Source organism: Thiococcus pfennigii (assembly GCF_016583835.1).
GTDB classification, from domain to species: Bacteria; Pseudomonadota; Gammaproteobacteria; order Chromatiales; family Chromatiaceae; genus Thiococcus; species Thiococcus pfennigii.
The window spans coordinates 37,686-62,892 of record NZ_NRRW01000019.1 but is presented as its reverse complement, the minus strand read 5'-3'; the positions used below and the strand labels follow the sequence as shown (position 1 = coordinate 62,892).

The window sequence follows — 25,207 nt, the reverse complement described above, 5'->3', positions numbered from 1 at the left end:
CTGCCCGGCTTCACCCGTCCGGCCATCGCGGACTGGGCCGCCGCAGACCTGGCGCCCGGCTGCCGGGTGACCTCCGATGGCCTGGCCTGCTTTGCCGGCGTCACCGATGCCGGCTGTGAGCACACCGTCATCATCGTCGGCGCGCGCAAGCCCAAAGACTTGCCGCGGTTCAGTTGGGTCAATACCGTCCTGGGCAACCTCAAGACCAGCCTCGGCGGGGCCTACCACGCCTTCGACTTCGCCAAGTATGGCGTGCACTATCTCGGGACCTGCGGAGATCTGCCAAGATGACGGTTTCGGGCAGCGGTCGTCCGTCAGCGATCGGCCTCCTCGGCCGTCGGCGCGGGTATGTCCAAGACGCGGATCTCGGAGCGGTCGATCACGCCGTCGTCGTTGGTGTCGAGCCGACGCCAATCGGAGCCGATTCGCGGGCTGGCATGCGCCTCAGAGGTGGAGAGGACCCCGTCGTGGTCTAGGTCGAGGTCGCTGAACGGCCGTATCGGTTCGATAACCTCGCGCACGGGCCCGGTGTCAACGGCGTCTTGCGCACCCCGCGAAACATCCCCGCCGGTCGCGAGAATCGGGAGACTAGCCGTGACGGCAAGAAAGGATAGGCGAATCCTATCGGAAATTCTCATGGTCTTCTCCGGTTGCATCTCTCTTTGGGTACGAAGCGCCTTGCCATCCGGACGAAGCATTCGGCTCTGGTTCCGGTCCGGATGCCGCGCCTTACCGACATGCTTTTTTCGGGCAAATCGCGAGCCGGTTTTGGTGCCTAGTCGATGGTCGCGGGGGGGGTACTCGCATGGCATCGGTCGCGACACGCCATGGATACCTCCTGGTAGGCGCAACGCCGAGGCCCCCTCGTCGACGGTCGCGCCAACGCCATGCGAACACTTCGGAGACGATCGATACCGCGTTGACGGCCAAAGAGAGGCGGACCAACCCGAGCAGGTCGCCGCGCGCGGCGTGGCGTGAGATGGGGCATCTGCCTCGCTCCGGGGGCTTTGCCCCGCTCGATCCGGGCAGGATGGGCTGACCACACGGCAGGAGCGCCGTGGAGCGCCGCGTGCCGTCGCAATCCGCGGCGGCGACCGCTCCAAGGACTCCGGTCAGGAGTGGGACGAACTCGCTCCCGATCAACCCGGAGCGGCTCACCCGAACGGCCTGAGTCTTGCAGAACCGGTCGGTACCAGCGGCACCAGGAGGACCCTCGCTGCCGAGCCGCGGGCTGGCGTCCCTTCCGGACGCGGCCGGTCACCGGTTCTGCGGCGCCCAGATCATGCTCAAGCCAGCGCGTCTCTTCTCGGCGATGCAGCCGACAGTCTTCCTAGGCTCTGCGTGCCTCGTGCTCGGCTTCGTCGGCCTCGGCGTCGGCTGGCCGGATCTCGCACAACGGGTCTTCCAGGCCATTCAATCAGGAATCATCGAGCACTTCGGCTGGCTCTACGTGCTGGGGGCGAGCGCCTTGCTCGTCTTCGTCCTCGTGATCCTGTTCAGCCGCTTCCGCGACATCCGGCTTGGCGGTCTGGACGCCGAGCCCGAATTCAGCTACCTCTCTTGGTTCGCGATGATGTTCAGCGCAGGGATGGGCACGGGGTTGGTCTATTGGGGCGTCGCCGAGCCGATGATGCACTGGACGGAGCCCCCCTTCGCCCCCGCCTCTGGGGAAGGCGAGATCCGCCAGGCGATGCGGTTGAGCTTCTTCCATTGGGGGCTCCATCCCTGGGGCGTCTATATCGTCTTCGGCCTGTCGCTCGCCTACTTCCATTTCCGGCACGACCTGCCCCTGGCGCCGCGTTCTTTGCTGTACCCGGTCATCGGTCAGCGTATCTATGGTCCGATCGGGCATGCCGTCGATATCCTCGCCACCGTCGGCACCCTGTTCGGCGTCGCGACCTCGCTCGGCCTGGGCGCCATGCAGATCAACGCCGGCATCGCCAGGCTGGTGGACATCCCACAAGGGGAGATGGTCCAGGTGGCCATCATCGCGCTGATCACGCTCGTTGCCACCATCTCGGTCGTCAGCGGCGTGCACAAGGGCATTCGGCGGCTCTCGCAGCTCAACATCGCCCTGGCCGCCCTCTTGCTGGCGTTCGTCTTCGTCGCCGGCCCAACGGTGCATCTGCTCGAGATTCTCATCTCGGCAACTGGCGACTACCTGCAGCACCTGCTCGGCATGAGCCTCTGGCTCGACCTGCGGGCCGACAGTCATTGGCAGGCCGACTGGACGCTCTTCTATTGGAGCTGGTGGATCTCCTGGTCGCCGTTCGTCGGCGTCTTCGTCGCGCGGATCTCGCGCGGCCGCACCATCGGTGAGTTCATCCTCGCCGTCCTCCTGGTGCCGGTTCTGGTGACCTTCGTCTGGCTCGCCGTCTTCGGCGGCACGGGTTTGAGTCAGGAGGTTTCCGGTGCGAGCAGAATCGCCGAATCCGTCAGCGAGAACCCGTCCGATGGCCTCTATGCCATGCTCCAGCAGCTGCCGCTGCCGACCGTGACGGCGGTCCTGGCCACGCTGCTGGTCGTGATCTTCTTCGTGACCTCCTCGGATTCGGGCTCGCTCGTCGATGACATGGTCACCTCGGGCGGCCACCCCAACCCGCCGCGCGCGCAGCGCGTCTTTTGGGCAGTATCCGAGGGGACGGTGGCGGCGACGCTGCTGCTCTCGGGGGGGCTGCAAGCCCTGCGTACGGCCTCACTGACGTCTGGCCTGCCGATGACGGTGTTTCTGTTGATCGCTGCTTGGGGGCTCCTCAAGGCGCTGCGCGTCGATGCGGCCGAAGACGGCATACCCGAGCGTACCGCGCTGCGTCGCGGTCTGGAGAGATCCGATTGAGCGGCGGTGACGACCACTGCGGCGCTTGGTCTGAAACCAAGGGATTCGATCTTGAAACGTCCACGACAGGGGGCAGTCATGAGCAATGAGCAGTATGCAAAGGATCCGCGGCCGCCCGAAGACGGGAACGGCAATCGCCGCCGGCGCGACCTCTTGATCGCGGCCGCCGCCTTGGTCGTCTTCTCCGTCTTTTTGATGCCCTTTCTGCGCCCGGGTCACGCGGAGCTGAGCTACACGGCCTTCAAGCAAGCCGTGCGCGACGGGCGGGTGAATCGTGTCGTCTTCGAGGGCGACCAGATTCGCGGCCACATCCTCGATGCCAGACCGGTGCAACAAGAGCCGGCCGTCGGCGGTGGCGCCCCTCGCACCGAGGGCGCTCCGGATGATCAGACCGGGCCGGCCGGCGAGCCGTTTACGAGCACGATGCCACAGATCGAAGACCGCGAGCTGCTGGCGCTGCTCGAGAAAAAGGGTGTCGAGATTGCCGCCGAACCGGCCCAATCGGGGATCTGGGGCCAACTGCTCGTAGGTATCTTGCCCTGGGTCCTGCTGCTCGGTGCCTTTTTCTATCTGAGCTACCGCATGCAGCGGCGGATGATGGGCGGCGATGGTGGAGACGGTGGCGGTATCTTCGGTTTCGCCAAGTCCAAGGCGAAGCGCTTCCGTGCCGAGGAGAGCGAGATCGGACTCGACGAGGTCGCGGGGCTGCAGAACGCGAAGGCGGATCTGCGCGAGATCATCGACCACCTCTCCGACCCACAGCGCTTTCGAGCCTTGGGGGCCACCATGCCCAAAGGGCTCTTGCTGGTCGGCCCGCCCGGGACCGGCAAGACGCTGCTCGCGCGGGCCGTCGCGGGCCAGGCCGGAGTGCCCTTCTTCAGCATCAGCGGCTCGGAGTTCGTCGAGATGTTCGTCGGAGTGGGCGCCTCGCGCGTGCGCGACATGTTCGAGGCGGCCAAGAAGGAGGCGCCCTGCGTCATCTTCATCGATGAGATCGACGCCGTCGGTCGCAGTCGCGGCGCCGGCCTGGGCGGCGGCCATGACGAGCGCGAGCAGACCTTGAACCAGATCCTGAGCGAGATGGACGGCTTCACGCCGAACGAGGACGTCGTCGTGCTCGCTGCCACCAATCGTCCCGACGTCCTCGACAAGGCCCTGCTGCGGCCGGGCCGCTTCGACCGGAAGGTCTACCTCGAGCTACCGGACCGTGACGCGCGATTGGCGATTCTGAAGTTGCACGGGCGCCGAATCAGCCTCGCCGAGGATGCCGACCTAGGCCTGATCGCCGCGCGGACCGTGGGCTTCTCCGGCGCGGACCTCGAAAACCTCGTCAACGAAGCCGCGCTGCTCGCGGGGCGGGCGCGAAAGGAGGAGGTCGACATGGAGGACCTCGCCGCCGCCCGCGACAAGCTGGTCCTCGGCGCCGAGCGCGACCAAGACATCGGCGAGGAAGAACGGCGCCTGGTCGCCTACCACGAGAGCGGCCATGCGCTCATGGCCTGGCTCCTACCCAACGCCGACCCCCTCGACAAGGTGACGATCATCCCCCGCGGTCGGGCCCTCGGCGCGACCGAGCAACTGCCCGATGAGGACCGGCGCACCTACAAGCAACGCTACCTGAAGGACCGCATCGGGGTCATGCTTGGCGGCCGGATCGCCGAGCAGCTCATTTTCGACGAGGTCACGACCGGCGCCGAGGCCGACCTGTCTCAGGCGACCGAGCTCGCTCGGCGCATGGTCTGCCGCTGGGGTATGAGCGAACGGATTGGTCCGGTGTCGTGGAAGGACGATGACAGCCCCGTCTTTCTCGGCCGCGAGATGGGCCAGGGTCCCAACTACAGCGATGCCACCGGACAGCTCATCGACGATGAGATCAAGGGCCTGATCGAGGACATCGAGCAGAAGGCGCGCAAGCTCATGAGCAATAACCGCTCGCACCTCGAGCGACTTGCCGAGGCCCTAGTGGAATCCGAAACCTTGGGCCGCGAGCGGATCGGGGAGCTGCTCGAGGGTCCGCCCGCCAAGATGCGCCGCGTCGGCGCTGGCGGCTGAAGACCTCGTCGCTGCTCGCGCGGTAATCCGATCGTCAGCGGCGACCAAGCCTCGGGCGGTCCGCGCCGCGTGCAGACCGGCGATCGCGCCACCCTGCTCGGGATGGATGCGACGACAGGAGATGGAGACAGCCGAATGACCGATGCGCCGCTTGCGCTGACGCGATCTGCCTCGGCTTGGGGCAGCCCGTCGTTCCGCCCGACCCTGATCGAAGAGATCCAGGCACTCGGATCTCATCACCCCGTCCTGCAACCTCTGCTGCAAGCCGGTCTGACACAGACGAGCGCGGTCGCCGAAGCACCACTTGGCGTCCATGTGCTGCGCAGTCACGAGGCGGCAGGCCTCATTCGCGTGCACCTCGGTGTCTTCTACGCGGGCATCATCGCCGGCTGCAGCTGCGCCGATGACCCATCGCCGATGGATACCATCACCGAGCACTGTGAGCTGGTGCTGGATATCGATCCGGGAACGGGTCGGGCGTGGGTGACCCCATGCGACGAGTGAGACAACCACAGGCGAAGCGCCCCCGATTCGACATCGAGCGACACCGCAACGCGGCCGAGCTCTCCCCAGAGCACATCGCCGATCACCACCGACCAGCCGGGGCGGTGGGAGCGACGCGGGAAGGCCGACCCTCCGGCCGCATTCGCCGCCGACCTCTGCCAACCGATCGCGGCACGACACCGCCCGTGCGGATGCGGGGCGATGGAGCCGACCCGCGTCAACCCTCCGTCAGGCGGGCCACTTGGCGTCTCAGGCTGCCCAACAGGAATGGCCCATAGAGGGCGATGCGTTGCGATAGATCGTCGGGGCAGAAACGCTCCAGCATCGCGAGGATGAATCGTTGGCCATAGTTCCGCGGCAGGCCGATCCGCTCGTAGAAGCTGTCGACCAGGGATTCCATGTCTTCATGGTTGTAACCGGTCGGGTTGTGGAACGGGACATCGGTGTCGAGGTCGGCCTGCGGGTCGGGGCGGATCTCGATGCCGAAGGCCTCGGGATGGAAGTAGATGTCCGAGTATTTGTCCAGATAGAAGCGGCTGACGGCGATCTCGCCACCGATCTTGTCCAGGTGTTGTCGCACGAAGGCGACGCTCAGGTCGATGTCCTCGGGCGTCTCGCCCGGCGTGCCGACCATCATGAACACATTGGCGAGGATGTCGGTCTGGCGGAAGTTCTCCAGAAGCTTCGCGACGTTTTCCAAACGGATGCCTTTGCAGGCGCGATTCAGGACCTCCTGCGAACCCGACTCCAGGCCGAAATGCAGGGCGAAGAAGCCGGCCCGGCGGACCTTGCGGCACAGATCGATATCGGTGAAGGCCTTTTCGGCGCGGACGAAGGAATAGAACCGCGGCCGCAGATCGGTCCTCAGGATGGCATCGCTCAAGGCCTCCAGCTGTTCGATCGACAGGTTGGTGTCGCAGATATGGAAATAGGACGGCTGGTGGCGCTCGGTGAGGGTGGCGATGTCACGCACGAAGGCATCGGCCGAACGCACACAGTACCGGGTCTCGTCGGAGTAGATCCTCGGGAAATGGCAGAACCGGCACCTGGCCCAATCGCAGCCGGTCGAACTGGCGATGGTCAGGATCGGATTGGGCCGCGGATCGGTGAAGACGGGCGTCGCGATCCGTTCGAGCTCGCCCCCGCTCGCGACCGCGTTGTGGTGGATGCCTCCGTCGGCCGATCGCCAGCAGAGGTTCGGCACCTGATCCAGACCGGCGCCCCCCGTCGTCAGGGCCAGGTGCAACCCGGTGATCGCCTCTTCCCCTGCGCCGACGGCGATGCTGTCGTAGAGCGGCCAGAGCGGGTTCTCGGCCCCGAGCGTCGCGCGCAACGTGCTCACGGTCGCCCCGCCCAGATTGATGTGGACGCGGGGTCGCTGCTCGCGGATCACGCGCGCCAGCGTCAACGCCGGGATGAGCTGCGCCTCGTGCGTGATCGAGATCCCCACCAGGTGCGTATCGCCCGGCATCGAGGGGACGACCCGCTCCCGATAGTAGGCCAAGAAGGGATTGTGGCCCGCGTCGGCGGTGGCCTCCAAGACGACCGTCGAGCGTTCCGTGCCGCCGGCCATCGTCAGGCCGCCGAAGAGGCCGAATCGACTTGGCCAACAGGGGGCGACGAAGAGATCCACGGCGAGTTGCACACGCGCCATCGCGAGCAGGAAGCGCCCCTTCGAGAGCCCCAGGAACCGTGTGCGCAGCAACGCCTCGGCGGCATTGAGCAGGCGACAGACCCGCGGACCACGCCCGAGCACGGCATCGAGCAATTCGCCGGGGTTCGCGGCTCGCAGCCCGAGCTCCTCGGGGAGGCGAGCCGCCGCGATCGACCCGGCGAGCGAATCGACCAGCTCGGGGGCGAGCCTCTCGCGTCGGGCGGTGATCTCGCCGAGCGACCGCTCGAGGGTCCCGGACTCGGCGACGAACGAATAGAACTCGTTGTCGAGTACCCGCTGCTGCACCGGGCAGCCCTGCGCCACCAGGAAGCCGGTCAACTGGGGTACGGCCAGGGTGTTGAAGAGATAGAAGTGCTCCGGAGCAACCAGGACGGTGCGTCCGCCGTCGGCTGCGGCGCCCGGGAGGTCTTTGCGGGCGTCCACCTGCGCGAGATCGAATGGGGCCATACCCGAATCCTTGCCAGATCACGAAGCCAGATCACGAACGAATCGACCGGCCAGCCGACACGCCTCCGGCCGCCTGGCGGATCCATGTCGTACGCCGAACCACGAGGAGACGACGCCGCAGCCATCCACGTCAAGTCGGCGGGCAGCGAAGGCCGCCGGCATGACCGCCTTGTGCGCTGCATCACATCCACCGGCCTGGGCGAGGCGCGCCGACCGCGATCGACCGGACGCCGACGCCCAATGTCGTCGAGCGCGCCAATCATCGGGCGCGCTTGCAGTCGATCCCGACGCGGGTCAACATTGACCGGAGCCCCGCGGCGCAGCGCCGCGGCGCCCCCCTATCCCTCAGTTGCGACCGATCGAGGAGCCGCGATGACTAAGACGATTTGGTTGATTCTATTTGGAGTTCTTGCCGTTCTGGCGCTTGGTCTGTTCCTCTTGGCCGCGCGGAACTGGAGCAAGGCCTCGGCGCTCTATTCGGCGCCGACGAGCGAGGAACCGCCACGAAAGAACGAGGGGAAAGGGGCGCCGCCCGCCCCGGCCGTCGGGCAGCCCGCACCCGCCGAGGGGGCCTCGGCCACAAGACCTGCGGTGACGCCCGAGCCGGCCCTGCCACCATCCGCTCAGCAAGCCGAGGAAAGGGCCTGACCTCACCCGCCTCGCGTGCCGGACGCGGACGCGCGCGTCCGCGGTAACCTCGGACGGCGCATCGGCCGCCATCGGGCGCTCAGGAATGATTCGAGGGGACCTCGAAAAATCGCCATCCTGGCAATTCTTCAAGACACGAAGCGAAAATGCGATTTCCGCTTCGCTTCATTTTCAGTCGCTTAGGCGACTGAAAATGGCGGGGCATCCTTGCCCCGCGCGGGCACCTTGCATTTTTCAAGGTGCCCTCAAGGACGAGCGATACAACTCGGCCTCCGATGTCGGGTTACGCGGTAACCCGACGCGGCACGCCCTGCGCCACCCCAACCGTCAGCGGCGCCGTTGGCTCAGCGCGGCGATCAGGTTCTCGCGGTTCTGATAGCGCACGTCCTGCCCCTTGGCGATGTAGATCACCTGCTCGGCGATGTTGCCGGCGTGGTTGCCGATGCGCTCGAGCGACTTGAGGCCGAAGACCAGCTCGATGACCTGGCCGACGAGCGACGCGTCCTCGAAGACGAAGGTGATCAGGTGGCGCATGGCCGCGTCGAACTCCATCTCCAGCCCGCGGTCCTCGGCGAAGACGCCGAGCGCCAGGTCGACGTCGGTGCGCGCCAGTGCGTCCAGGCTATTGCTCAGCATTCGGCACGCGAGTTCGGCCATCTGCCGGAAGTGGTGGAGGATCTTGACCTCCGGCAACCGGCTGCCGCGGGTCTGGAGTTCGATCGCACAGGCGGCGACACGCGCCGCCTTGTCCCCGGCCCGCTCGAGGTCGCCAATGACCTTCGACAAGGCGAGGATCAGGCGCAGGTCGATCGCCGTCGGGGCGCGTTTGGCGATCAGATTGAAGACCTCGTCGTCGGCGTCGAGCTCCATGTAGTCGATCTTGCGCTCCTGGCTGACGACGCGCCGCGCCGTCTCGGCATCGCCCTCGATCAGGGCATCGACCGCCAAGCGGGTCTGCTCGATGACGCGCTCGCCCATCTCCAAGACGAAGCCGCGCAGCTGCGTGAGCTCCCGGTCGTACGCGCGTACGGTATGTCCTTCGGTCGGATCGATCGTCATGGTGCCTTGCCCCATCGAATGGCCGCGCTGCTCGACTAGACCTGAGCGCTGACGGGTGTTCCGTCAGCCGAAGCGCCCAGTGATGTAGTCCTCGGTCAGCCGGTGCCGCGGATTGGTGAAGATCTGGTCGGTCTGGCCGACCTCGATCAGATCGCCGAGGTGGAAATAGGCGGTGCGCTGCGAGACGCGAGCGGCCTGTTGCATCGAGTGGGTGACGATCGCGATCGAGTAGTTGGCGCGCAGTTCGTCGATCAACTCTTCGATCTTGGCCGTCGCGATCGGGTCCAGCGCCGAACAGGGTTCGTCCATCAGGATGACCTCGGGCGAGACGGCGATCGTGCGGGCGATGCACAGCCGCTGCTGCTGGCCGCCGGAGAGCCCGGTGCCGGGCTGGTCGAGCCGGTCCTTGACCTCTTCCCAGAGGCCGGCCTTGCGCAGGCTCTCCTCCACGAGGGCGTCGAGTTCCGCCTTGTCGTTCGTCAGCCCATGGATGCGCGGCCCGTAGGCGACGTTCTCGTAGATCGACTTCGGGAAGGGATTCGGCTTCTGGAAGACCATCCCGACCTGGGCGCGCAGCGGCACGACGTCGAGCCGCTTGTCGTAGATATCGACGCCGTCCAGTTCCAGGGTACCGCTCACGCGACAGCCGGCAATGGTGTCGTTCATCCGGTTCAGGCAACGCAGGAAGGTCGACTTGCCGCAGCCCGATGGCCCGATCATCGAGACGACCTCGTTCTTACCGATGTCGAGATTCACGTCCTTGATGGCCTGCTTGTCTGCGTACCAGACATTGACGTTGCGACAGACCATGCGCGGCGTCGGCGAACGGAATTCCCCGACGGTCGCACTCACCTCGCGTGCCTTCGCGAGGTCCGCCGAGGTGATAGCGGCCTTGGCCTGACCGACCGCCTCTGCTGTTGTGCTCATTGATTCAGCCTCGTTTCGTGATTCGGGGTGCATGTCACGCCTACCACCGCCGCTCGAACTTTCTGCGCAGCATCACGGCCGTCAGGTTCATCGCGATGAGGAAGGCCAGCAATACCATGATGGCCGCCGAGGTCCGCTCGACGAACCCGCGCTCCGGGCTATCGGCCCATAGGAAGATCTGCACCGGCAGGACGGTCGCCGCATCCGTTGCCCCGCCGGGGATGTCGACGATGAAGGCGATCATGCCGATCATCAGCAATGGCGCGGTCTCGCCCAAGGCCTGGGCCATGCCGATGATGGTGCCGGTCAACATGCCAGGCATCGCGAGCGGCAGGACGTGGTGGAACTGGGTCTGCAACGGCGAGGCGCCGACCCCGAGGGCCGCCTCGCGGATCGACGGTGGCACGGATTTCAGTGCCGCCCGGCTCGCGATGATGATGGTCGGCAGGGTCATCAGGGTCAGCACCAGGGCGCCGACCAAGGGTGTCGAACGCGGCACGCCGAAGAAATTGATGAAGACCGCGAGCCCCAGCAGGCCGAAGACGATCGAGGGCACGGCCGCCAGGTTGTTGATGTTGACCTCGATCAGGTCGGTCCAGCGGTTCTTCGGCGCAAACTCCTCCAGGTAGACGGCCGTCGCGACCGCGATCGGGAAGGAGAACAAGAGGGTCAGCAGCAAAGTGTAGAAGCTCCCCATCAGGGCGCCGGCGATGCCGGCAAGCTCTGGCTCGCGCGAGGTGCCGTTAGAGAAGAACGGGGTATTGAAGTGCTTCTCGATGGCCCCTTTGGCCTCCAGCGCCTCGATCCAGGCCAGAGGCCGATCCTTGACGCGACGATCGGACTCGGGCAGGTCCCGGTCGATCTTGCCCTTGATCAGCATGTCGACGTCATCGTCGGCCAGCAGCCAGACCGCCTCTGTCGTACCGATCCGCTCCGGGTTGGCCTGGACCCGCTCGGCCAACTGCTGGGCAACGCCGGTGCTGAGCAGCCCGTAGAGCTCGCGCAGCTCCTGGCGGCGCTGGACCTCCGGGAACTCCGCGCGCAGGGCGTCGCGGGCGAGCTTCTGATAGTCGGCCCGCCGCAGCTCCTGCGGATCGCGCTCACCGCTCGGATCGATGACCTCCGGGTCGAAATAGATCGACAGCTGGATAGAGGTCTGCCAGAACGCGGTGTAGCCCTTGCCGATGATGTCGACGAACAGGATGGTGACGAAGAGCAGACCGATCACGACGGCCGAGGCGCCGAGGAACCGGAAACGCCGTTCGGCGGCGTAGCGCCGCTTCAGACTCTGGTTCACGCGATCGATCGCGCGCGGGCGCGCAGCGGCGATTGGACTATTCATACTGCTCCCGATACTTGCGCACGATGCCCAAGGCGATCACGTTCAGGATGAGAGTCACGGCGAACAGCGTCAGGCCGAGGGCGAAGGCCGCAAGCGTCTTGGCGCTGTCGAACTCCTGATCCCCGGTCAGCAGGGTGACGATCTGCACCGTGACCGTCGTGACGCTCTCGAGGGGGTTCCAGGTCAGGTTGGCCGACAGGCCGGCGGCCATGACGACGATCATGGTCTCGCCGATCGCGCGCGAGACCGCGAGCATCACGCCACCGACGATGCCGGGCAGCGCGGCCGGGATGATCACCCGCCGGATCGTCTCCGACTGGGTCGCCCCGAGGGCATAGGAGCCGTCGCGCATCGCCTGGGGTACGGCGTTGATCACGTCATCGGAGAGTGAGGAAACGAACGGGATGATCATGATCCCCATGACCAAGCCTGCGGCCAACGCGCTCTCCGAGGAGACATCAAGGCCGATCTGCCCGCCCAGGTCGCGGATGAACGGGGCCAGCGTCAAGGCGGCGAAAAAGCCGTAGACGACGGTCGGGATGCCGGCCAACACCTCTAGCACCGGCTTGGCCCAGGCACGTACCGCGCGCGGCGCGTACTCGGCGAGATAGATGGCCGACATCAGGCCGATCGGCACGGCCACCAGCATCGCCAGGAAGGAGACCAGCAGGGTGCCGGCGAACAGAGGCACCGCACCGAAGGCGCCGGCGGCCCCGACCTGGTCGGCGCGCATCGCCGTCTGCGGGCTCCATTCGAGGCCGAAGAAGAACTCCGTCCAGGCGACCTTGCGAAAGAACAGGATCGACTCGAACACGACCGATAGGATGATCCCGAGCGTCGTCAGGATCGCAATCGACGAGCAGACGATCATGATGACGAGGATCGCCGATTCGACCCGGTTGCGCGCCCGCAGGCTCGGCGTGATCTGGCGTCCGGTAAGCGCGAGGCCGCCGGTGGCGGCGGCCAGCACCAGGGTCCAGAGGGCCAGGGTCGCGATCCCCTGCAGGCGGACGTACTGGTCGGCGGCGGCCTGGAGCGCCGGGGTGATCTCGCCGGAGACGATGTTGCCTTGCGCCAGGTTCTTAATGTCGTTCAGCAGCAGACTGAGGCGTCCCTCGGACAGGCCGGCGGTCAGATCGCCTGGGAGTTGTGCCTGCACGAGGGCGGTGATGATGGCGTCCTGGAAGCCGAGCCAGAGGCCGAGCACGAGGAGCGCCGGTAGCCCTGTCCAGAGGGCCAGATAGAACCCGTAATAGGCCGGCAGCGAATGGAGCGTCTTGATCCCCGCCGCCCCTCCGGCGACCGATACGGCGCGTTTGCTGCCGAGGCGATAGGCCACCGCCATGGCGGCGAGAAGGATCAGCAGGAGGACAGAGGTGGGCATGGGGTAGAGGATCCGTTGGCTTCGACGCGAGACCGGCGGCCCCCTAGGACCGCCGGTCGGTGCGGGCGCTCGCGCCCGTGTTCCGCTCGCTCGGCCCTACTTGGCGGGCTTGCCGATCGTCTTCATCGCCTGGGCGTCCTTGGCCATGGCCTTGCGCTCGGCATCCGGCAGCGCGATCAGACCCTTGTCGGCCAGGTAGCCTTCCGGCCCCCAGGCCTTGTCGCTGGTGAATTCGGCCACGTACTCGGCGATCCCGGGGATCGTGCCGACATGGGCCTTCTTCACGTAGAAGTAGATCGAGCGCGAGATCGGGTAGCTGCCGTCGGAGATGGAGTCGTAGGTGGGCTCGACCCCGCCGACCTTGGAGCCCTGGATCTTGTCGGCGTTCTGCTCGAGGAAGCTGTAGCCGAAGATGCCCAGCGCGTCCGGATTCGCGACCAGCTTCTGGACGATCAGATTGTCGTTCTCGCCGGCCTCGATGTAATGGCCGTCCTCGCGGATGCCGTGGCAGACGGCCTTGTACTGATCCTCGTCGGTGGCTTTGAGGGCCTTGATCTGCTCGAAGGTCTTGCAGCCCCCTTCCATGGCCAGCTCGGCGAAGGCATCGCGGGTGCCGGAGGTGGGCGGCGGGCCGAGGACCTCGATCTCGATCTTGGGCAGATTGGCCCGGACGTCATACCAGGTCTTGTAGGGGTTCGGGATCAGCTTGCCGCTGCCCTCCGGATCCGGCACCACCTTGGCCAGGGCCAGGAAGATCTCCTTGAGGCCCAGATCGAGCTGTTCGGCGTCCTTCGAGCTGGCGATCGCGATGCCGTCGAAGCCGATCTTGACCTCGACGATGTCCTTGACGCCGTTCGCGACGCAGGCATCGTACTCAGAGGCCTTGATCGCGCGCGAGGCGTTGGTGATGTCCGGCGTACCGACGCCGACACCGGCGCAGAAGAGCTTCATGCCGCCGCCCGTGCCGGTCGACTCGACCTTCGGCGTGCCGAAATTGGTGGTGCGCCCGAAGTTCTCGGCCACGGCGGTGGAGAACGGAAACACCGTCGACGAACCGACGATGCTGATGGTGTCCCGGGCCACGGCCTGGACCGAGACCGTTGCAGCGAAGGCGGTCACGGTCACGGCCGCGGCGATGAGCGTCTTCCTCATAAGCTGTCACCTCAAAGATTCAAGGAAAGGCCCGAGTATTGTCATCAGTCGCTGTTCACATGATATGAAGGTACGGTTACCGTTTGATGACGCGCCGCCCGATCGAGGCGCCCGGCATCGCATCGCGGCGTGCAACCTCGGGAAGTCGCCGCGCCTTCGACCGATTTGTTAAATTGACACGGCATTCCCGAGCCACCGCCGAGCGGCCGGCGGCGCGGGATCGACGGCGCCGGGCGCGGGCATCCCCAGGATTCGCCGCGCGGCGCCCGAGCGGGCGCTGCCCCAGGGCGGACGGCCCGGCCACCGCAGGCGGACCCATGGTGCGCCCCCAGAGAAGGCAACGCGACAGACAAGGCGGACCCATGGAACAGACCCCAGAGCAGAGCATCACCGGCGAACTGGTCGAGCTCGCCCTGCGCGACCTCGCCGAGGGCAACACCGAACTGCTGCGCCAGGCGCTGACCGAGCTGCATCCGGCCGAGATCGCCGACCTGCTCGAGGGCATGCCGCCCGAGGAGCGCCGCGTCACCTGGGAACTGGTACCGGAAGACATCCGCGGCGAGGTGCTGACCCACGTCCACGACGAGGCCCGCGCCACCCTCATCGACGAGATGGACCACGCGGAGCTCGTGAGCGCCGCCGAGCAGATGGACGTCGAGGACCTGGCCGAGGTGCTCGGCGAGCTGCCCGACGACCTCACCGAGTCGATCCTCGCCGCCCTCGACCGCGACCACCGCCAGCGCCTCGAGGCCGTCCTCAGCTACCCGGAGGAGAGCGCCGGACGCCTGATGAGCACCGACGTCATCAGCGTGCGTCGCGACGTGACGCTCGCCGTCGTCCTGCGCTGGCTGCGCCGCCACCACGAGCTGCCACCCCACACCGACGCCCTGATGGTGCTGGCCAACGACGGGCGCTATCTCGGGCGGCTCGACATGGCCGATCTCGTGACCAACGACCCGGGGCTGCTGGTGGCCGAAGTGATGAAGGCGGAGGCGGAGACGGTGCGCGCGAGCGCCAGCGAGCGGGAGATCGCCGCACTCTTCGACCGGCGCGACCTGATCTCGGTGGCAGTCCTCGACCAGGACGACCGACTGCTCGGGCGCATTACGGTCGACGACGTGCTGGATGTCATCCGCGAGGACGCCGACCGGCGGCTGTTGCAGACCGCCGGCCTCGAGGAGGAAGAGGACCTCTTCGCGCCCGTCATCCCGAGCGCCCAGCGCCGCGGCGTCTGGCTCGGGATCAACCTGGTGACGGTCCTGGTCGCCGCTTGGGTGATCGGCAATTTCGAGGAGGCGCTGAGCCAGATCGTCGCCCTCGCGGTGCTGATGCCAGTCGTCGCCAGCATGGGCGGCATCGCCGGCAGCCAGACCCTGACGCTGACGATCCGCGGGCTCGCGCTCGATCAGATCGCCTCCTCGAACGTCCGCTGGCTGACGGTCAAGGAGATCTTCGTCGGCATCCTGAACGGGCTGATCTGGGCCGCGGTCGTCGCCGTGGTCGCGTATCTGTGGTTCCAGAGCGGCGGCCTCGCCGCCGTCATCGCGGCCGCGATGGTCATCAACCTGCTCGCGGCGGCCGCCAGCGGCGTCGCGATCCCGCTGGTCCTCCACCGCGTCGGCATCGACCCGGCCCTGTCCGGGGCCGTGATCCTGACGACCGTCACCGATGTCGTCGGCTTCCTGAGCTTCCTCGGCCTGGCCTCGCTGTTCCTGCTGTGACCTCGGTGGCGCCGCCAGCTCCCGGCGGCCGGCCTCCAGTCGCGTAGACCGGGTTACCGTGAAACATGCGGCCACCTGTCGGGTTACGGCGCGCGCTGGTCTGTTCGTTCTCGGCGACCGCCGTCCTGGCTTACGCCCCGAGTGCTTACGCCCCGGGTGCGCGGCGGGATGCGCTGCGCTTTCCCGCCCTACGTTCTACGGCCCCGACGATACCGGCACGGCCCGTAGGTCGGGTTAGCCCCCCGGGGCGTAACCCGACGGCTGGCGACGCAAACCCCACCGAGGCCGCTGTCGGGTTACGCTGCGCCCACCCGACCGACGCCCCGTTTGCATCGTCGCACCCCTACGTCCCCAGGCGCCCGGGCCGGCCGCCAGGGCTCGGGGCTCACCGGGAGGCGATGTCCTTCAACCCGAGAACGTCCTGCATGTCGTAGAGGCCGGGGCGGCGCTCGGCGAGCCAGCAGGCGGCGCGCACGGCGCCGTTGGCGAAGGTCAGCCGGCTGCTCGCCTTGTGGGCGATCTCGATGCGCTCGCCCTCGCCGGCCAGCCAGACGCTGTGCTCGCCGACGACGTCGCCGGCGCGCACGGTGGCGAAGCCGATCGTCGTGCGCGCGCGCGGCCCCGTGTGGCCCTCGCGGCCGTAGACGGCGACGTCCTCGAGGCGCCGCCCGAGGGCCTCGGCGATGACCTCGCCCATGCGCAGGGCGGTGCCGGAGGGGGCATCGACCTTGTGGCGGTGATGGGCCTCGATGATCTCGACGTCGACCTCGTCGCCCAAGACGCGCGCGGCGATATCGAGGAGTTTCAGACAGAGATTGACGCCGATGCTCATGTTCGGCGCGAAGACGATCGGGATCGTCGTCGCGGCCGCCGCGACGGCCGCCTTCTGGGTGTCATCGAGCCCGGTCGTGCCGATGACCATCGCCTTGCCAGCGGCGCGGCAGACGGCGAGATGCGCCATGGTCGCCGCCGGGATCGTGAAGTCGATCAGGACGTCGAAGTCATCGACCAGCGCGGCGAGGTCGGTGCCGATCGCGACGCCGGCCGGACCGACCCCGGCCAACTCGCCGGCATCGGTCCCGATCAGCGCGCTGCCGGGACGCTCGGTGGCCGCGGCGAGGACCAGACCGTCGGCGGCCTGGACGGCCTCGACCAGGGTGCGCCCCATGCGGCCGGAGACCCCGGCCACGGCGATGCGAATTGGCGTCATGGCGTTCAGAACCCCATCTTTTCGAAGAAGGTCTTGACCCCGTCGAGCCAAGAGGACGAGTTCGGGCTGTGGCGCTCGCCGCCAGCCTGCACGCTCTGGTCGAACTCCTGAAGGAGCTCCTTCTGACGCTCGGTCAAGTTCACCGGCGTCTCGATGACGACGCGGCACAGCAGGTCGCCGACGCCGCTGCTGCGCACCGACTTGACCCCCTTGCCGCGCACGCGGAACAGCTTGCCGGTCTGGGTGCCGTGCGGGATCTTGAGCACGACCTTGCCGTTGAGCGTCGGCACCTCCAGCTCCCCCCCCAAGGCCGCGGCGACGAAGCCGATCGGGACCTCGCAGTAGAGGTCGTCGCCCTCGCGGGTGAAGATCGGGTGGTCCTTGACCTGGATCTGGACATAGAGGTCGCCGGCCGGGCCGCCCTGTTCGCCACGCTCGCCCTCGCCGGCGAGGCGGATGCGGTCGCCCGTATCGACGCCGGGCGGCACCTTGACCGACAGGGTCTTGCGCTCCTCGACCCGCCCGGCGCCGTGGCAATGGGTGCAGGGCTCGACGACGATCTGGCCGGTGCCGCGGCACTGCGGACAGGTCTGCTGGATCGAGAAGAAGCCCTGCTGCATGCGCACCTGGCCCGTGCCGCTGCAGGTCGGGCAGGTCTTGGGCTTGGTGCCGGGCTTGGCGCCGCTGCCGCCGCAGAACTGGCAGTCGACGAGCGTCGGGATGCGGATCTTGACGTCCTTGCCGGCGACCGCCTCCTCCAGGGTCAGGGTCAGGTCGTAGCGCAGGTCGGCGCCACGATGGCTGCGCCGGCCGCCGGCCCGGCCGCCGAAGATGTCGCCGAAGACATCGCCGAAGATGTCGGAGAAACCACCGGCGCCGCCGAAGCCCTCGGGGCCACCGAAACCGCCAGGCCCGCCGACCCCGGCGTGGCCGAACTGATCGTACGCTGAACGCTTCTTCGGGTCGCTCAGGACCTCGTTCGCCTCGTTGATCTCCTTGAACCGCTGCTCCGCTTGGGCATCACCGGGATTGCGGTCCGGGTGGCACTTCATCGCCAGGCGGCGGTAGGCCTTCTTGATGTCGGCCTCGCTGGCGTTGCGTTGGACCCCGAGGACCTCGTAGTAGTCGCGTTTGGACATAGCTCTGATTGTGCCTTCAGCTCAGCAGACGGCGGAACGCAAACAGCGCCCGGCGCACGGGCGATGGCCCGCACGCCGCGCGCTCGGTCGCTGCGTCCCGGCGAGTCGGTTTACTTCTTGTCGTCCTTGACCTCTTCGAACTCGGCGTCGACCACGTCGTCCTTGCCGCCGCCCGAGGGGCCGGCGTCCGCGCCCGGGGCACCCTCGCCAGCCCCCGGGGCGGCGCCGCCCTGATCCCCGGCCTGGGCATAGAGGCGCTCGGCCATCTTCGCCGAGGCATCGCTCAGGGTCTTGGTGCAGGCCTCGATGCGGTCCTTGTCCTCGCCCTTCATCGCCTCTTCGAGGGCCTTGATCGCCGATTCGATGGCGTCCTTCTCGCCGCTGTCCATCTTCTCGCCGAGCTGCTCCATCGACTTGCGCGTCGCATGGATCATGGTGTCGGCCTGGTTGCGGGCCGTGACCAGCTCGTGGAAGCGACGGTCCTCGTCGGCGTGCGCCTCGGCGTCCTTGACCATCCGGTCGATCTCGTCATCGGAGAGGCCCGAGGAGGCCTTGATGACGATCGACTGCTGCTTGCCGGTCGCCTTGTCCTTGGCCGAGACGTTGAGGATACCATTGGCGTCGATGTCGAACTTGACCTCGATCTGCGGCACGCCGCGCGGCGCGGTCGGGATGTCGCTCAGATCGAAGCGCCCCAGCGACTTGTTGTCGACGGCCCGCTCGCGCTCGCCCTGGAGCACATGCACGGTGACCGCCCGCTGGTTGTCCTCGGCGGTGGAGAAGACCTGCTGGGCCGAGGTCGGGATGGTCGTGTTCTTGTCGATCAGCTTGGTCATGACCCCGCCCAGGGTCTCGATGCCGAGCGACAGCGGGGTGACGTCGAGCAGCAGCACGTCCTTGACCTCGCCGCCGAGGACGCCGCCCTGGATCGCCGCACCGATCGCGACGGCCTCGTCGGGGTTCACGTCCTTGCGCGGCACCTTGCCGAAGAACTCCTCGACCTTGGCCTGGACCTTGGGCATGCGGGTCTGGCCGCCGACCAGGATGACCTCGTCGATCTCCCCGGCCGTCACGCCGGCGTCCTTCAACGCGATCCGGCAGGGCTCGATGGTCCGATCGACCAGGTCCTCGACCAGGCCCTCGAGCTTGGCCCGCGTCAGCTTGACGTTGAGGTGCTTCGGCCCGTTCTGATCGGCCGTGATGTAGGGCAGATTGATATCGGTCTGCTGGCTCGAGGAGAGCTCGATCTTGGCCTTCTCGGCCGCCTCCTTGAGGCGCTGCAGGGCCAGCGGGTCGCGACGCAGGTCGATGCCCTGATCCCTCTTGAACTCGTTGACCAGGAAGTCGATGATCCGCTTGTCGAAGTCCTCGCCGCCGAGGAAGGTGTCGCCGTTCGTCGAGAGCACCTCGAACTGGTGCTCGCCCTCGATCTCGGCGATCTCGATGATCGAGATATCGAAGGTGCCGCCGCCCAGGTCGTAGACGGCGATCTTCTGATCGCCGCGCCGCTTGTCCATGCCGTAGGCCAGGGCCGCGGCCGTCGGCTCGTTGATGATCCGCTTGACCTCGAGCCCGGCGATACGCCCGGCATCCTTCGTCGCCTGGCGCTGCGAGTCGTTGAAGTAGGCCGGCACCGTGATGACCGCCTCGGTGACCGTGGTGCCGAGATAGTCCTCGGCGGTCTTCTTCATCTTCTGCAGGACCTTCGCCGAGATCTCCGGCGGGGCCATCTTCTTGCCGTTGACCTCGACCCAGGCATCGCCGTTGTCGGCCCGCACGATCTTGTACGGGACCATGTCGACGTCCTTCTTGACGACCGAGTCCTCGTAGCGGCGCCCGATCAGTCGCTTGATCGCGAACAAGGTGTTGGTCGGATTGGTGACCGCCTGACGCTTCGCCGACTGGCCGACGAGGACCTCGCCGTCGCCGCTGAAGGCGACGACCGAGGGGGTCGTGCGATCGCCCTCGGCGTTCTCGATGACCTTGACGTTGTCGCCCTCCATGACGGCGACGCAGGAGTTCGTCGTCCCCAGATCGATACCGATGATTTTCGACATATCACTCTCCAATTCGAATCCGTTGTGCCCGTTGTGCACCGATGCCCCCACAATTGGGGGAAAACCCCGCAACCTTCAAGCCAGTTTCAGCTCGGCTGCTGTGACACGACGACCAGGGCCGGCCGCACCAGTCGCCCGTTGAGCAGATAGCCCTTCTGGATCACGGTGACCACGGTACCCGGCGGTACGTCGTCGCGGGGCTGCATGGATATGGCCTGGTGAAACTCCGGATCGAAGGGCGCGCCCGCGGGGTCGACCGGCTCGACCCCGAACTTCCCCATCACATCGGCGAGCAGCTTGAGCGTCAGCTCCGTGCCCTCGCGCAGCTTGGCGAGATCGGCCGTCTCGGCCGTGGCGGCGGCCCGACCGAGTTCCAGGCTGTCGCGCACCTGCAGCAACTCGCGCACGAAGCCATCGAGGGCGAACTTGTGCGCCTTCTCCAGCTCCGCCGCCTGGCGCCGGCGCAGGTTCTCGATCTCGGCGCGAGCGCGCAGGAGCTGGTTCCAGTGCTCGTCGGCCTTGGCCCGGGCGTCCTCGAGCAGCGCACTGAGCGCCTCGCCACCCGCCGCGCCACGGTCCTCGCCGGCCACGTCGCCAGATGGCTGGGTATCGCCCGGATCGGCGGCCGCGGCCTCGTTGTCGATCCCGACCTCGGCCTCCTCGGGCGCCGGGCTCGGTGTCTCGTTGCTGTGCTCCTTCGTCATTGCCACCTCCTTAGAAGGTATCCGACCGCCTCTGCGGGCTGCGTGACGCGACAGGACGGCCGGGAAGGAAGATTGATCATGCCCGGCTATTGCTGTCGCAGTGCGGCCGACAACAACCGGGCCGTGACATCGACCAGCGGGATGACCCGCGGATAGTCCATGCGCGTCGGCCCGATCACGCCGAGGACCCCGACGACATGGTCATCGACGCGATAGGTCGCCGAGACCAGGCTGCAATCGTTGAGCAGCCCATAACCCGACTCCTCGCCGATGAAGATCTGGACACCGTCGGCGACGATGCAGCGATCGAGCAGATGCAGGATCTCGCGCTTCTGAGAGAAGGCGTCGAAGAGCTGCTTGAGCCGCTCCAGGCTGGCCAGCTCGCCGAACTCCATCAGGTTGGTCTGTCCGGCGATGTGGCAGTCGTCGCGGTGCTCGGCCGACTCGACCACCTCGTGGGCGAGCTGCACGGCACGCATCATGAGCTTGTCCATGTGCTCGTGGGTGCGCCGCAGGTCCTCGACCAACCGCTTGCGCACATCGCGCAGGTCGTGGCCGGTGAACATGTCGTTGAGAAAATTGCTCGCTTGCTCCAGATCCGCCGGCGAGAATTGACGCTCGGTGAAGACGATGCGATTGTGGACCTCGCCCTCGCTGGTGATCAGGATGGCCAGCACGCGGTTGCCCGACAGCGGCAGCAGCTCGATCTGGCGAAAGGCGGTGCGTTCGTGGCGCGGCACCATGACCACGCCGGCCATGTGCGTCAGGCCCGAGAGCAGCCGAGAGGTCTCCTCGATCAGCCCCGACAGGTCGGCGGCCTGGCCGAAGCGGCAGCGCATCTGGGCGAGGTCCTCGTCCGTCGGGGGCCTGACGGTCAGCAGGCTGTCGACGAAGAAGCGGTACCCGGCGACGGTCGGGATGCGCCCGGCCGAGGTATGGGGCGACGAGATCAGCCCCAGGTCCTCGAGGTCGGCCATGACGTTGCGCACGGTCGCCGGACTGAGATCCAGCCCCGTATCCTTCGCCAGGGTCCGCGACCCGACCGGCTGGCCGTCGCGGATGTAGCGCTCGACGAGGGCCTTGAGAAAGTGCTGGGCGCGTTCGCTGACCTGTCCGTCGCCGTTGTTCTTCTTCGTAGCCAAAGTTGCTCTTCGAGACCACGAGGCAGTTGGATGTCCGGCCCCGAGTGCAATTCCTCGTAGGGTGTGCGCCGCCAGGGCGGCCGATAGGGACTCCCGCGTTCCCGGCGAGGCGACGAGCGAACCGACCGGCTGGCGTCCGACTTAGCACTCGCTACTCAGGAGTGCTAGCAATTTATGGGCTGGAGCCCCGCCTGTCAAGGCGACACGGCACCGCCCCGGGCCTCCCACGCGCAGTTGGCGAGGGACAGCGCACATGCTACTTTGAACCCGCGTTCGAGACGAGGACATCCTCGGTTCCCTGCACCTTCATGTCGCGATTCCCGACCATCGGCATCATCGCCAAGCAGCAGGACTCGGCCCAGGTCCAGACGACCCTGGAACGGCTGGTCCGGTACTTGCGCGCCCGTGACCGCGAACTGCTCTTCGATCCGGCGAGCGCGGCACGCCTGGCCGTGCCGCCCGCGCGGGTGCTCGATGTGCCGACCCTCGGGTCCCTCTGCGATCTCGCGATCGTCGTCGGCGGCGACGGCACCTTCCTCGCCGCCGCCCGCGCCCTGGCGCCTCACGGCGTGCCGCTGGTCGGCATCAACCTCGGGCGGCTCGGCTTCCTCGTCGACGTCCTGCCCGATGAGATCGAGGAGGCCCTCGGGCGCATCCTCGATGGCGAGTACGACGAGGAGGCGCGCGGCCTGCTCGCGGCCACGATCGGCGACGAAGCGCCGGGCCAGCGGGTCGCGTTGAACGACATCGTCGTCCACAAATGGAACACAGCCAGGATGATCGAGCTGGAGACGCGCATCGATGGCGTCCTGGTCAACGTCCAGCGCTCCGACGGCCTGATCGTCGCCACCCCGACCGGCTCGACGGCCTACGCCCTGTCCGGCGGCGGCCCGCTGCTCGACCCATCCCTCGACGCCCTGGTGCTGGTGCCGATCTGCCCGCATACGCTGAGCAATCGCCCGCTCGTCGTCGCCGGGCAATGCCGCATCGAGATCCGCATCCACGAGCAAGACCACCACCACGTGCGGGTGACCTGGGACGGGCAGACCGACCAGGCCGTGCTACGCGACGCGCGCATCCGCATCGAGCAGGCGCCGCATGCGGCACGGCTGCTACACCCCAAGGGGCACGACCACTACGCGATCCTGCGCGCCAAGCTCGGCTGGGGCGGTCACCCGCATGGTGCGCGGCGATGCTGAGCCACCTCCTCATCAAGGACCTGGCGATCGTCAGCACCCTCGAGGTCGAGCTCGCTGGGGGCATGACGGCCCTCACCGGCGAGACCGGTGCCGGCAAGTCGATCATGATCGATGCCCTCGGCCTGGCCCTCGGCGACCGGGCCGACCCGACCATGATCCGCGCCGGGGGGGAGCGCGCCGAGGTGGTCGCGACCTTCGACCTCGCCGCCTGCCCCGACGCCCGCGCCTGGCTCGCCGAGCAGGCCCTCGACGACGAGGACAGCTGCATCGTGCGCCGCCTGCTCGTGCGCGAGGGGCGCTCGCGCGCCTTCATCAACGGACGCGCCGCAACCGCCGCACAGCTCGGCGAGCTCGGCGAGCGGTTGGTCGACATCCACGGTCAGCACGCCCATCAATCCCTGCTGCGCCCGGCCGCGCAACGCACGCTGCTCGACGATTACGGCGGACACCGCGACCTTGCCGAACAGGTCGCCGCCGCTCAGCGCCGCTGGCGCGGCCTCGCCGAGCAATTGCACGCGCTCCAGACGGCCGGCGCCGAGCGCGCCGAGCGCCTCGAACGACTGCGCGAGCAGGTCGAGGAGCTCGCCGCACTGGCCCTGGGCGACGGCGAACTCGATGAGCTCGACCGCGAGCAGCGCCGCCTCGGCAGCCTCGGGCGCCTCCAAGAGACGAGCGCGGCATTGCTGCTGCGCCTCAGCGAGGGCGAACCCGCGCTCGGCGACGAACTGCGCCACGCCGCCGTCGCGCTCGCCGAGCTCTGCGCGATCGATGCGCGCCTGGAGGAGACCCGCGAACTCCTGGAGAGTGCCGCGATCCAGGTCGGGGAGGCCGCGGCCAATCTGCGCCAGTACCTCGACGGGCTCGACGTGGACCCGGCGACGGTGGAGGCGATCGAGGCGCGGCTCGGCCAGATCCACGACCTGGCCCGCAAGTATCGGGTCTTCCCGCAACAGCTGCCCGAGACCCTCGACGGGTGGCGAGGCGACCTGGCGGCCCTCGAGGACAGCGAGGTCCGCCTGGAGGCGATCGCCGAAGAGTGTAGCAAGGCACGCGCGACCTTCCTCGCCCTGGCCGAGCGTCTGAGCGAGGCGCGCGCGGCGGCCGCCGAACGGCTGGCCGCGACCGTCAGCGAGGCGATGCAGGCGCTCGGGATGGCCGGCGGGCGCTTCGCGGTCGAGGTCACCCGGCTCGCGGCCGAGGCCGGCGGGGCCTTCGGGCTGGATCGCGTCGAATTCCTCGTCAGCGCCAATCCGGGGCAACCGCTCCAGCCCTTGGCGAAGGTCGCCTCGGGCGGCGAATTGTCGCGGATCAGCCTCGCGATCCAGGTGGCGGCCGCCGAATGCGCCGGGGTGCCGATCCTCGTCTTCGACGAGGTCGACGTCGGCATCGGCGGCGGCGTCGCCGAGGTCGTCGGACGCCTGCTGCGCCGCCTCGGCGCGGCGCGCCAGGTCCTCTGCGTGACCCACCTGCCGCAGGTGGCCGCCCAGGCCCACCGCCAACTCCAGGTACGCAAGCACAGCCGGCGCGGTCAAACCTTCACCGACATTGCGGCATTGGACCCAGACGCGAGAGTCGAAGAGGTCGCGCGCATGCTCGGCGGGGCCGAAATCACCGACAAAACCCGCGCGCACGCCCAAGAGATGCTGGAGAGCGCGGGCCTTGCTTCCTAGCCGAACCCCGATCTACCCGGCATTCTCCGCGGCACACGGACGTGCCGTCGTTTTCAAGATCCCCATAACACAGGGCAAACGCATCAGTCATTGCTTATATAGCGTTGCCAGGGATGCGGATTTGAACGTGCATCATCCGGTCTGGAATAGAAGATCTGACAGGTACTTGTCGTCCCAGCCCGCTTTTAGGGGACCTTGAAAAATTGCCATCCGGGCAATTTTTCAAGACGCGAAGCGAAAATTCGATTTCCGCTTCGCTTCATTTTCAGTCGTTTAGGCGACTGAAAATGGCGGGGCATCCTTGCCCCGCGCGGGCACCTTGAATTTTTCAAGGTGCCC

The 25,207-nt window shown here is 67.4% G+C and carries 18 protein-coding genes and 1 pseudogene; 7 read left to right on the top strand and 12 right to left on the bottom strand.

Going from position 1 to position 25,207, the window contains the following annotated elements; translation table 11 throughout:
- Nucleotides 1-264: pseudogene (locus tag CKO41_RS08620) on the top strand (transposase); the annotation flags it as partial.
- Nucleotides 265-314: 50 nt separating this feature from the next.
- On the opposite strand, the gene CKO41_RS08615 reads toward CKO41_RS08620, so the two are convergent.
- Entirely contained in the window at nucleotides 315-638 is a 324-nt protein-coding gene (locus CKO41_RS08615; RefSeq protein WP_200381841.1) for a hypothetical protein, read from the bottom strand.
- A gap of 644 nt (nucleotides 639-1,282) precedes the next feature.
- On the opposite strand from CKO41_RS08615, the gene CKO41_RS08610 reads away from it, so the two are divergent.
- The 3 genes from CKO41_RS08610 to CKO41_RS08600 all read left to right on the top strand — a co-directional run bounded on the left by CKO41_RS08610 (nucleotide 1,283) and on the right by CKO41_RS08600 (nucleotide 5,392).
- Nucleotides 1,283-2,836: a BCCT family transporter gene (locus tag CKO41_RS08610; RefSeq protein WP_200381840.1), complete on the top strand. Its 1,554-nt coding sequence runs from the start codon at nucleotides 1,283-1,285 to the stop codon at nucleotides 2,834-2,836.
- A gap of 78 nt (nucleotides 2,837-2,914) precedes the next feature.
- Nucleotides 2,915-4,888, top strand: coding sequence for an ATP-dependent zinc metalloprotease FtsH (ftsH, locus tag CKO41_RS08605; RefSeq protein ID WP_200381839.1), 1,974 nt, complete (start codon nucleotides 2,915-2,917; stop codon nucleotides 4,886-4,888).
- 135 nt (nucleotides 4,889-5,023) lie between these two features.
- The gene (locus CKO41_RS08600; protein WP_200381838.1) at nucleotides 5,024-5,392 is read left to right on the top strand and encodes a hypothetical protein; all 369 of its coding nucleotides are present in this window, start codon (nucleotides 5,024-5,026) and stop codon (nucleotides 5,390-5,392) included.
- Between the two features lie 217 nt (nucleotides 5,393-5,609).
- Here the strand turns inward: CKO41_RS08600 and CKO41_RS08595 are convergent, their stop codons facing one another.
- The 6 genes from CKO41_RS08595 to CKO41_RS08570 form a co-directional block, all read right to left on the bottom strand.
- Entirely contained in the window at nucleotides 5,610-7,514 is a 1,905-nt protein-coding gene (locus CKO41_RS08595; protein WP_200381837.1) for a B12-binding domain-containing radical SAM protein, read from the bottom strand.
- Nucleotides 7,515-8,489: 975 nt separating this feature from the next.
- Nucleotides 8,490-9,221, bottom strand: coding sequence for a phosphate signaling complex protein PhoU (phoU, locus tag CKO41_RS08590; protein WP_242464123.1), 732 nt, complete (start codon nucleotides 9,219-9,221; stop codon nucleotides 8,490-8,492).
- Nucleotides 9,222-9,284: 63 nt separating this feature from the next.
- Nucleotides 9,285-10,148 (bottom strand): phosphate ABC transporter ATP-binding protein PstB, encoded by an 864-nt coding sequence (pstB, locus tag CKO41_RS08585; protein WP_200250804.1) that lies wholly within the window; start codon nucleotides 10,146-10,148, stop codon nucleotides 9,285-9,287.
- A gap of 40 nt (nucleotides 10,149-10,188) precedes the next feature.
- Nucleotides 10,189-11,490 carry a phosphate ABC transporter permease PstA gene (pstA, locus tag CKO41_RS08580; protein WP_200381835.1) on the bottom strand — a complete coding sequence of 434 codons (1,302 nt, stop codon included), beginning with the start codon at nucleotides 11,488-11,490 and terminating at the stop codon, nucleotides 10,189-10,191.
- On the bottom strand, nucleotides 11,483-12,874 hold the full coding sequence (gene pstC, locus CKO41_RS08575; RefSeq protein ID WP_200381834.1) for a phosphate ABC transporter permease subunit PstC: 1,392 nt from the start codon (nucleotides 12,872-12,874) through the stop codon (nucleotides 11,483-11,485). The genes pstA and pstC overlap by 8 nt, the downstream gene beginning before the upstream one ends.
- A gap of 96 nt (nucleotides 12,875-12,970) precedes the next feature.
- Nucleotides 12,971-14,026: a PstS family phosphate ABC transporter substrate-binding protein gene (locus CKO41_RS08570; RefSeq protein ID WP_200381833.1), complete on the bottom strand. Its 1,056-nt coding sequence runs from the start codon at nucleotides 14,024-14,026 to the stop codon at nucleotides 12,971-12,973.
- A 362-nt stretch (nucleotides 14,027-14,388) separates the two neighbouring features.
- Between CKO41_RS08570 and mgtE the strand changes: the two genes are divergently transcribed.
- Nucleotides 14,389-15,747, top strand: coding sequence for a magnesium transporter (gene mgtE, locus CKO41_RS08565; RefSeq protein ID WP_200250798.1), 1,359 nt, complete (start codon nucleotides 14,389-14,391; stop codon nucleotides 15,745-15,747).
- A gap of 385 nt (nucleotides 15,748-16,132) precedes the next feature.
- Here mgtE and dapB read toward each other — a convergent pair whose 3' ends face one another.
- The 5 genes from dapB to hrcA form a co-directional block, all read right to left on the bottom strand.
- The gene (dapB, locus tag CKO41_RS08560) at nucleotides 16,133-16,957 is read right to left on the bottom strand and encodes a 4-hydroxy-tetrahydrodipicolinate reductase (protein WP_200381832.1); all 825 of its coding nucleotides are present in this window, start codon (nucleotides 16,955-16,957) and stop codon (nucleotides 16,133-16,135) included.
- A 5-nt stretch (nucleotides 16,958-16,962) separates the two neighbouring features.
- A complete protein-coding gene (gene dnaJ / locus CKO41_RS08555) occupies nucleotides 16,963-18,096 on the bottom strand; it encodes a molecular chaperone DnaJ (RefSeq protein ID WP_200253218.1) in 1,134 nt (377 codons plus the stop codon).
- 110 nt (nucleotides 18,097-18,206) lie between these two features.
- On the bottom strand, nucleotides 18,207-20,153 hold the full coding sequence (dnaK, locus tag CKO41_RS08550) for a molecular chaperone DnaK (RefSeq protein ID WP_200253220.1): 1,947 nt from the start codon (nucleotides 20,151-20,153) through the stop codon (nucleotides 18,207-18,209).
- An 86-nt stretch (nucleotides 20,154-20,239) separates the two neighbouring features.
- Nucleotides 20,240-20,857, bottom strand: a complete 618-nt coding sequence (gene grpE / locus CKO41_RS08545) for a nucleotide exchange factor GrpE (protein ID WP_200253222.1) — start codon at nucleotides 20,855-20,857, stop codon at nucleotides 20,240-20,242.
- 86 nt (nucleotides 20,858-20,943) lie between these two features.
- Nucleotides 20,944-21,999 (bottom strand): heat-inducible transcriptional repressor HrcA, encoded by a 1,056-nt coding sequence (gene hrcA / locus CKO41_RS08540; RefSeq protein ID WP_200253223.1) that lies wholly within the window; start codon nucleotides 21,997-21,999, stop codon nucleotides 20,944-20,946.
- 308 nt (nucleotides 22,000-22,307) lie between these two features.
- Between hrcA and CKO41_RS08535 the strand changes: the two genes are divergently transcribed.
- Together CKO41_RS08535 and recN are read left to right on the top strand one after the other, a co-directional pair.
- Entirely contained in the window at nucleotides 22,308-23,198 is an 891-nt protein-coding gene (locus tag CKO41_RS08535; protein WP_200253226.1) for an NAD(+) kinase, read from the top strand.
- Complete coding sequence (gene recN, locus CKO41_RS08530) at nucleotides 23,192-24,868, top strand: DNA repair protein RecN (protein ID WP_200381831.1); 1,677 nt, start codon at nucleotides 23,192-23,194, stop codon at nucleotides 24,866-24,868. Before CKO41_RS08535 ends, recN begins: the two co-directional genes overlap by 7 nt.
- Nucleotides 24,869-25,207 lie beyond the last annotated feature (339 nt).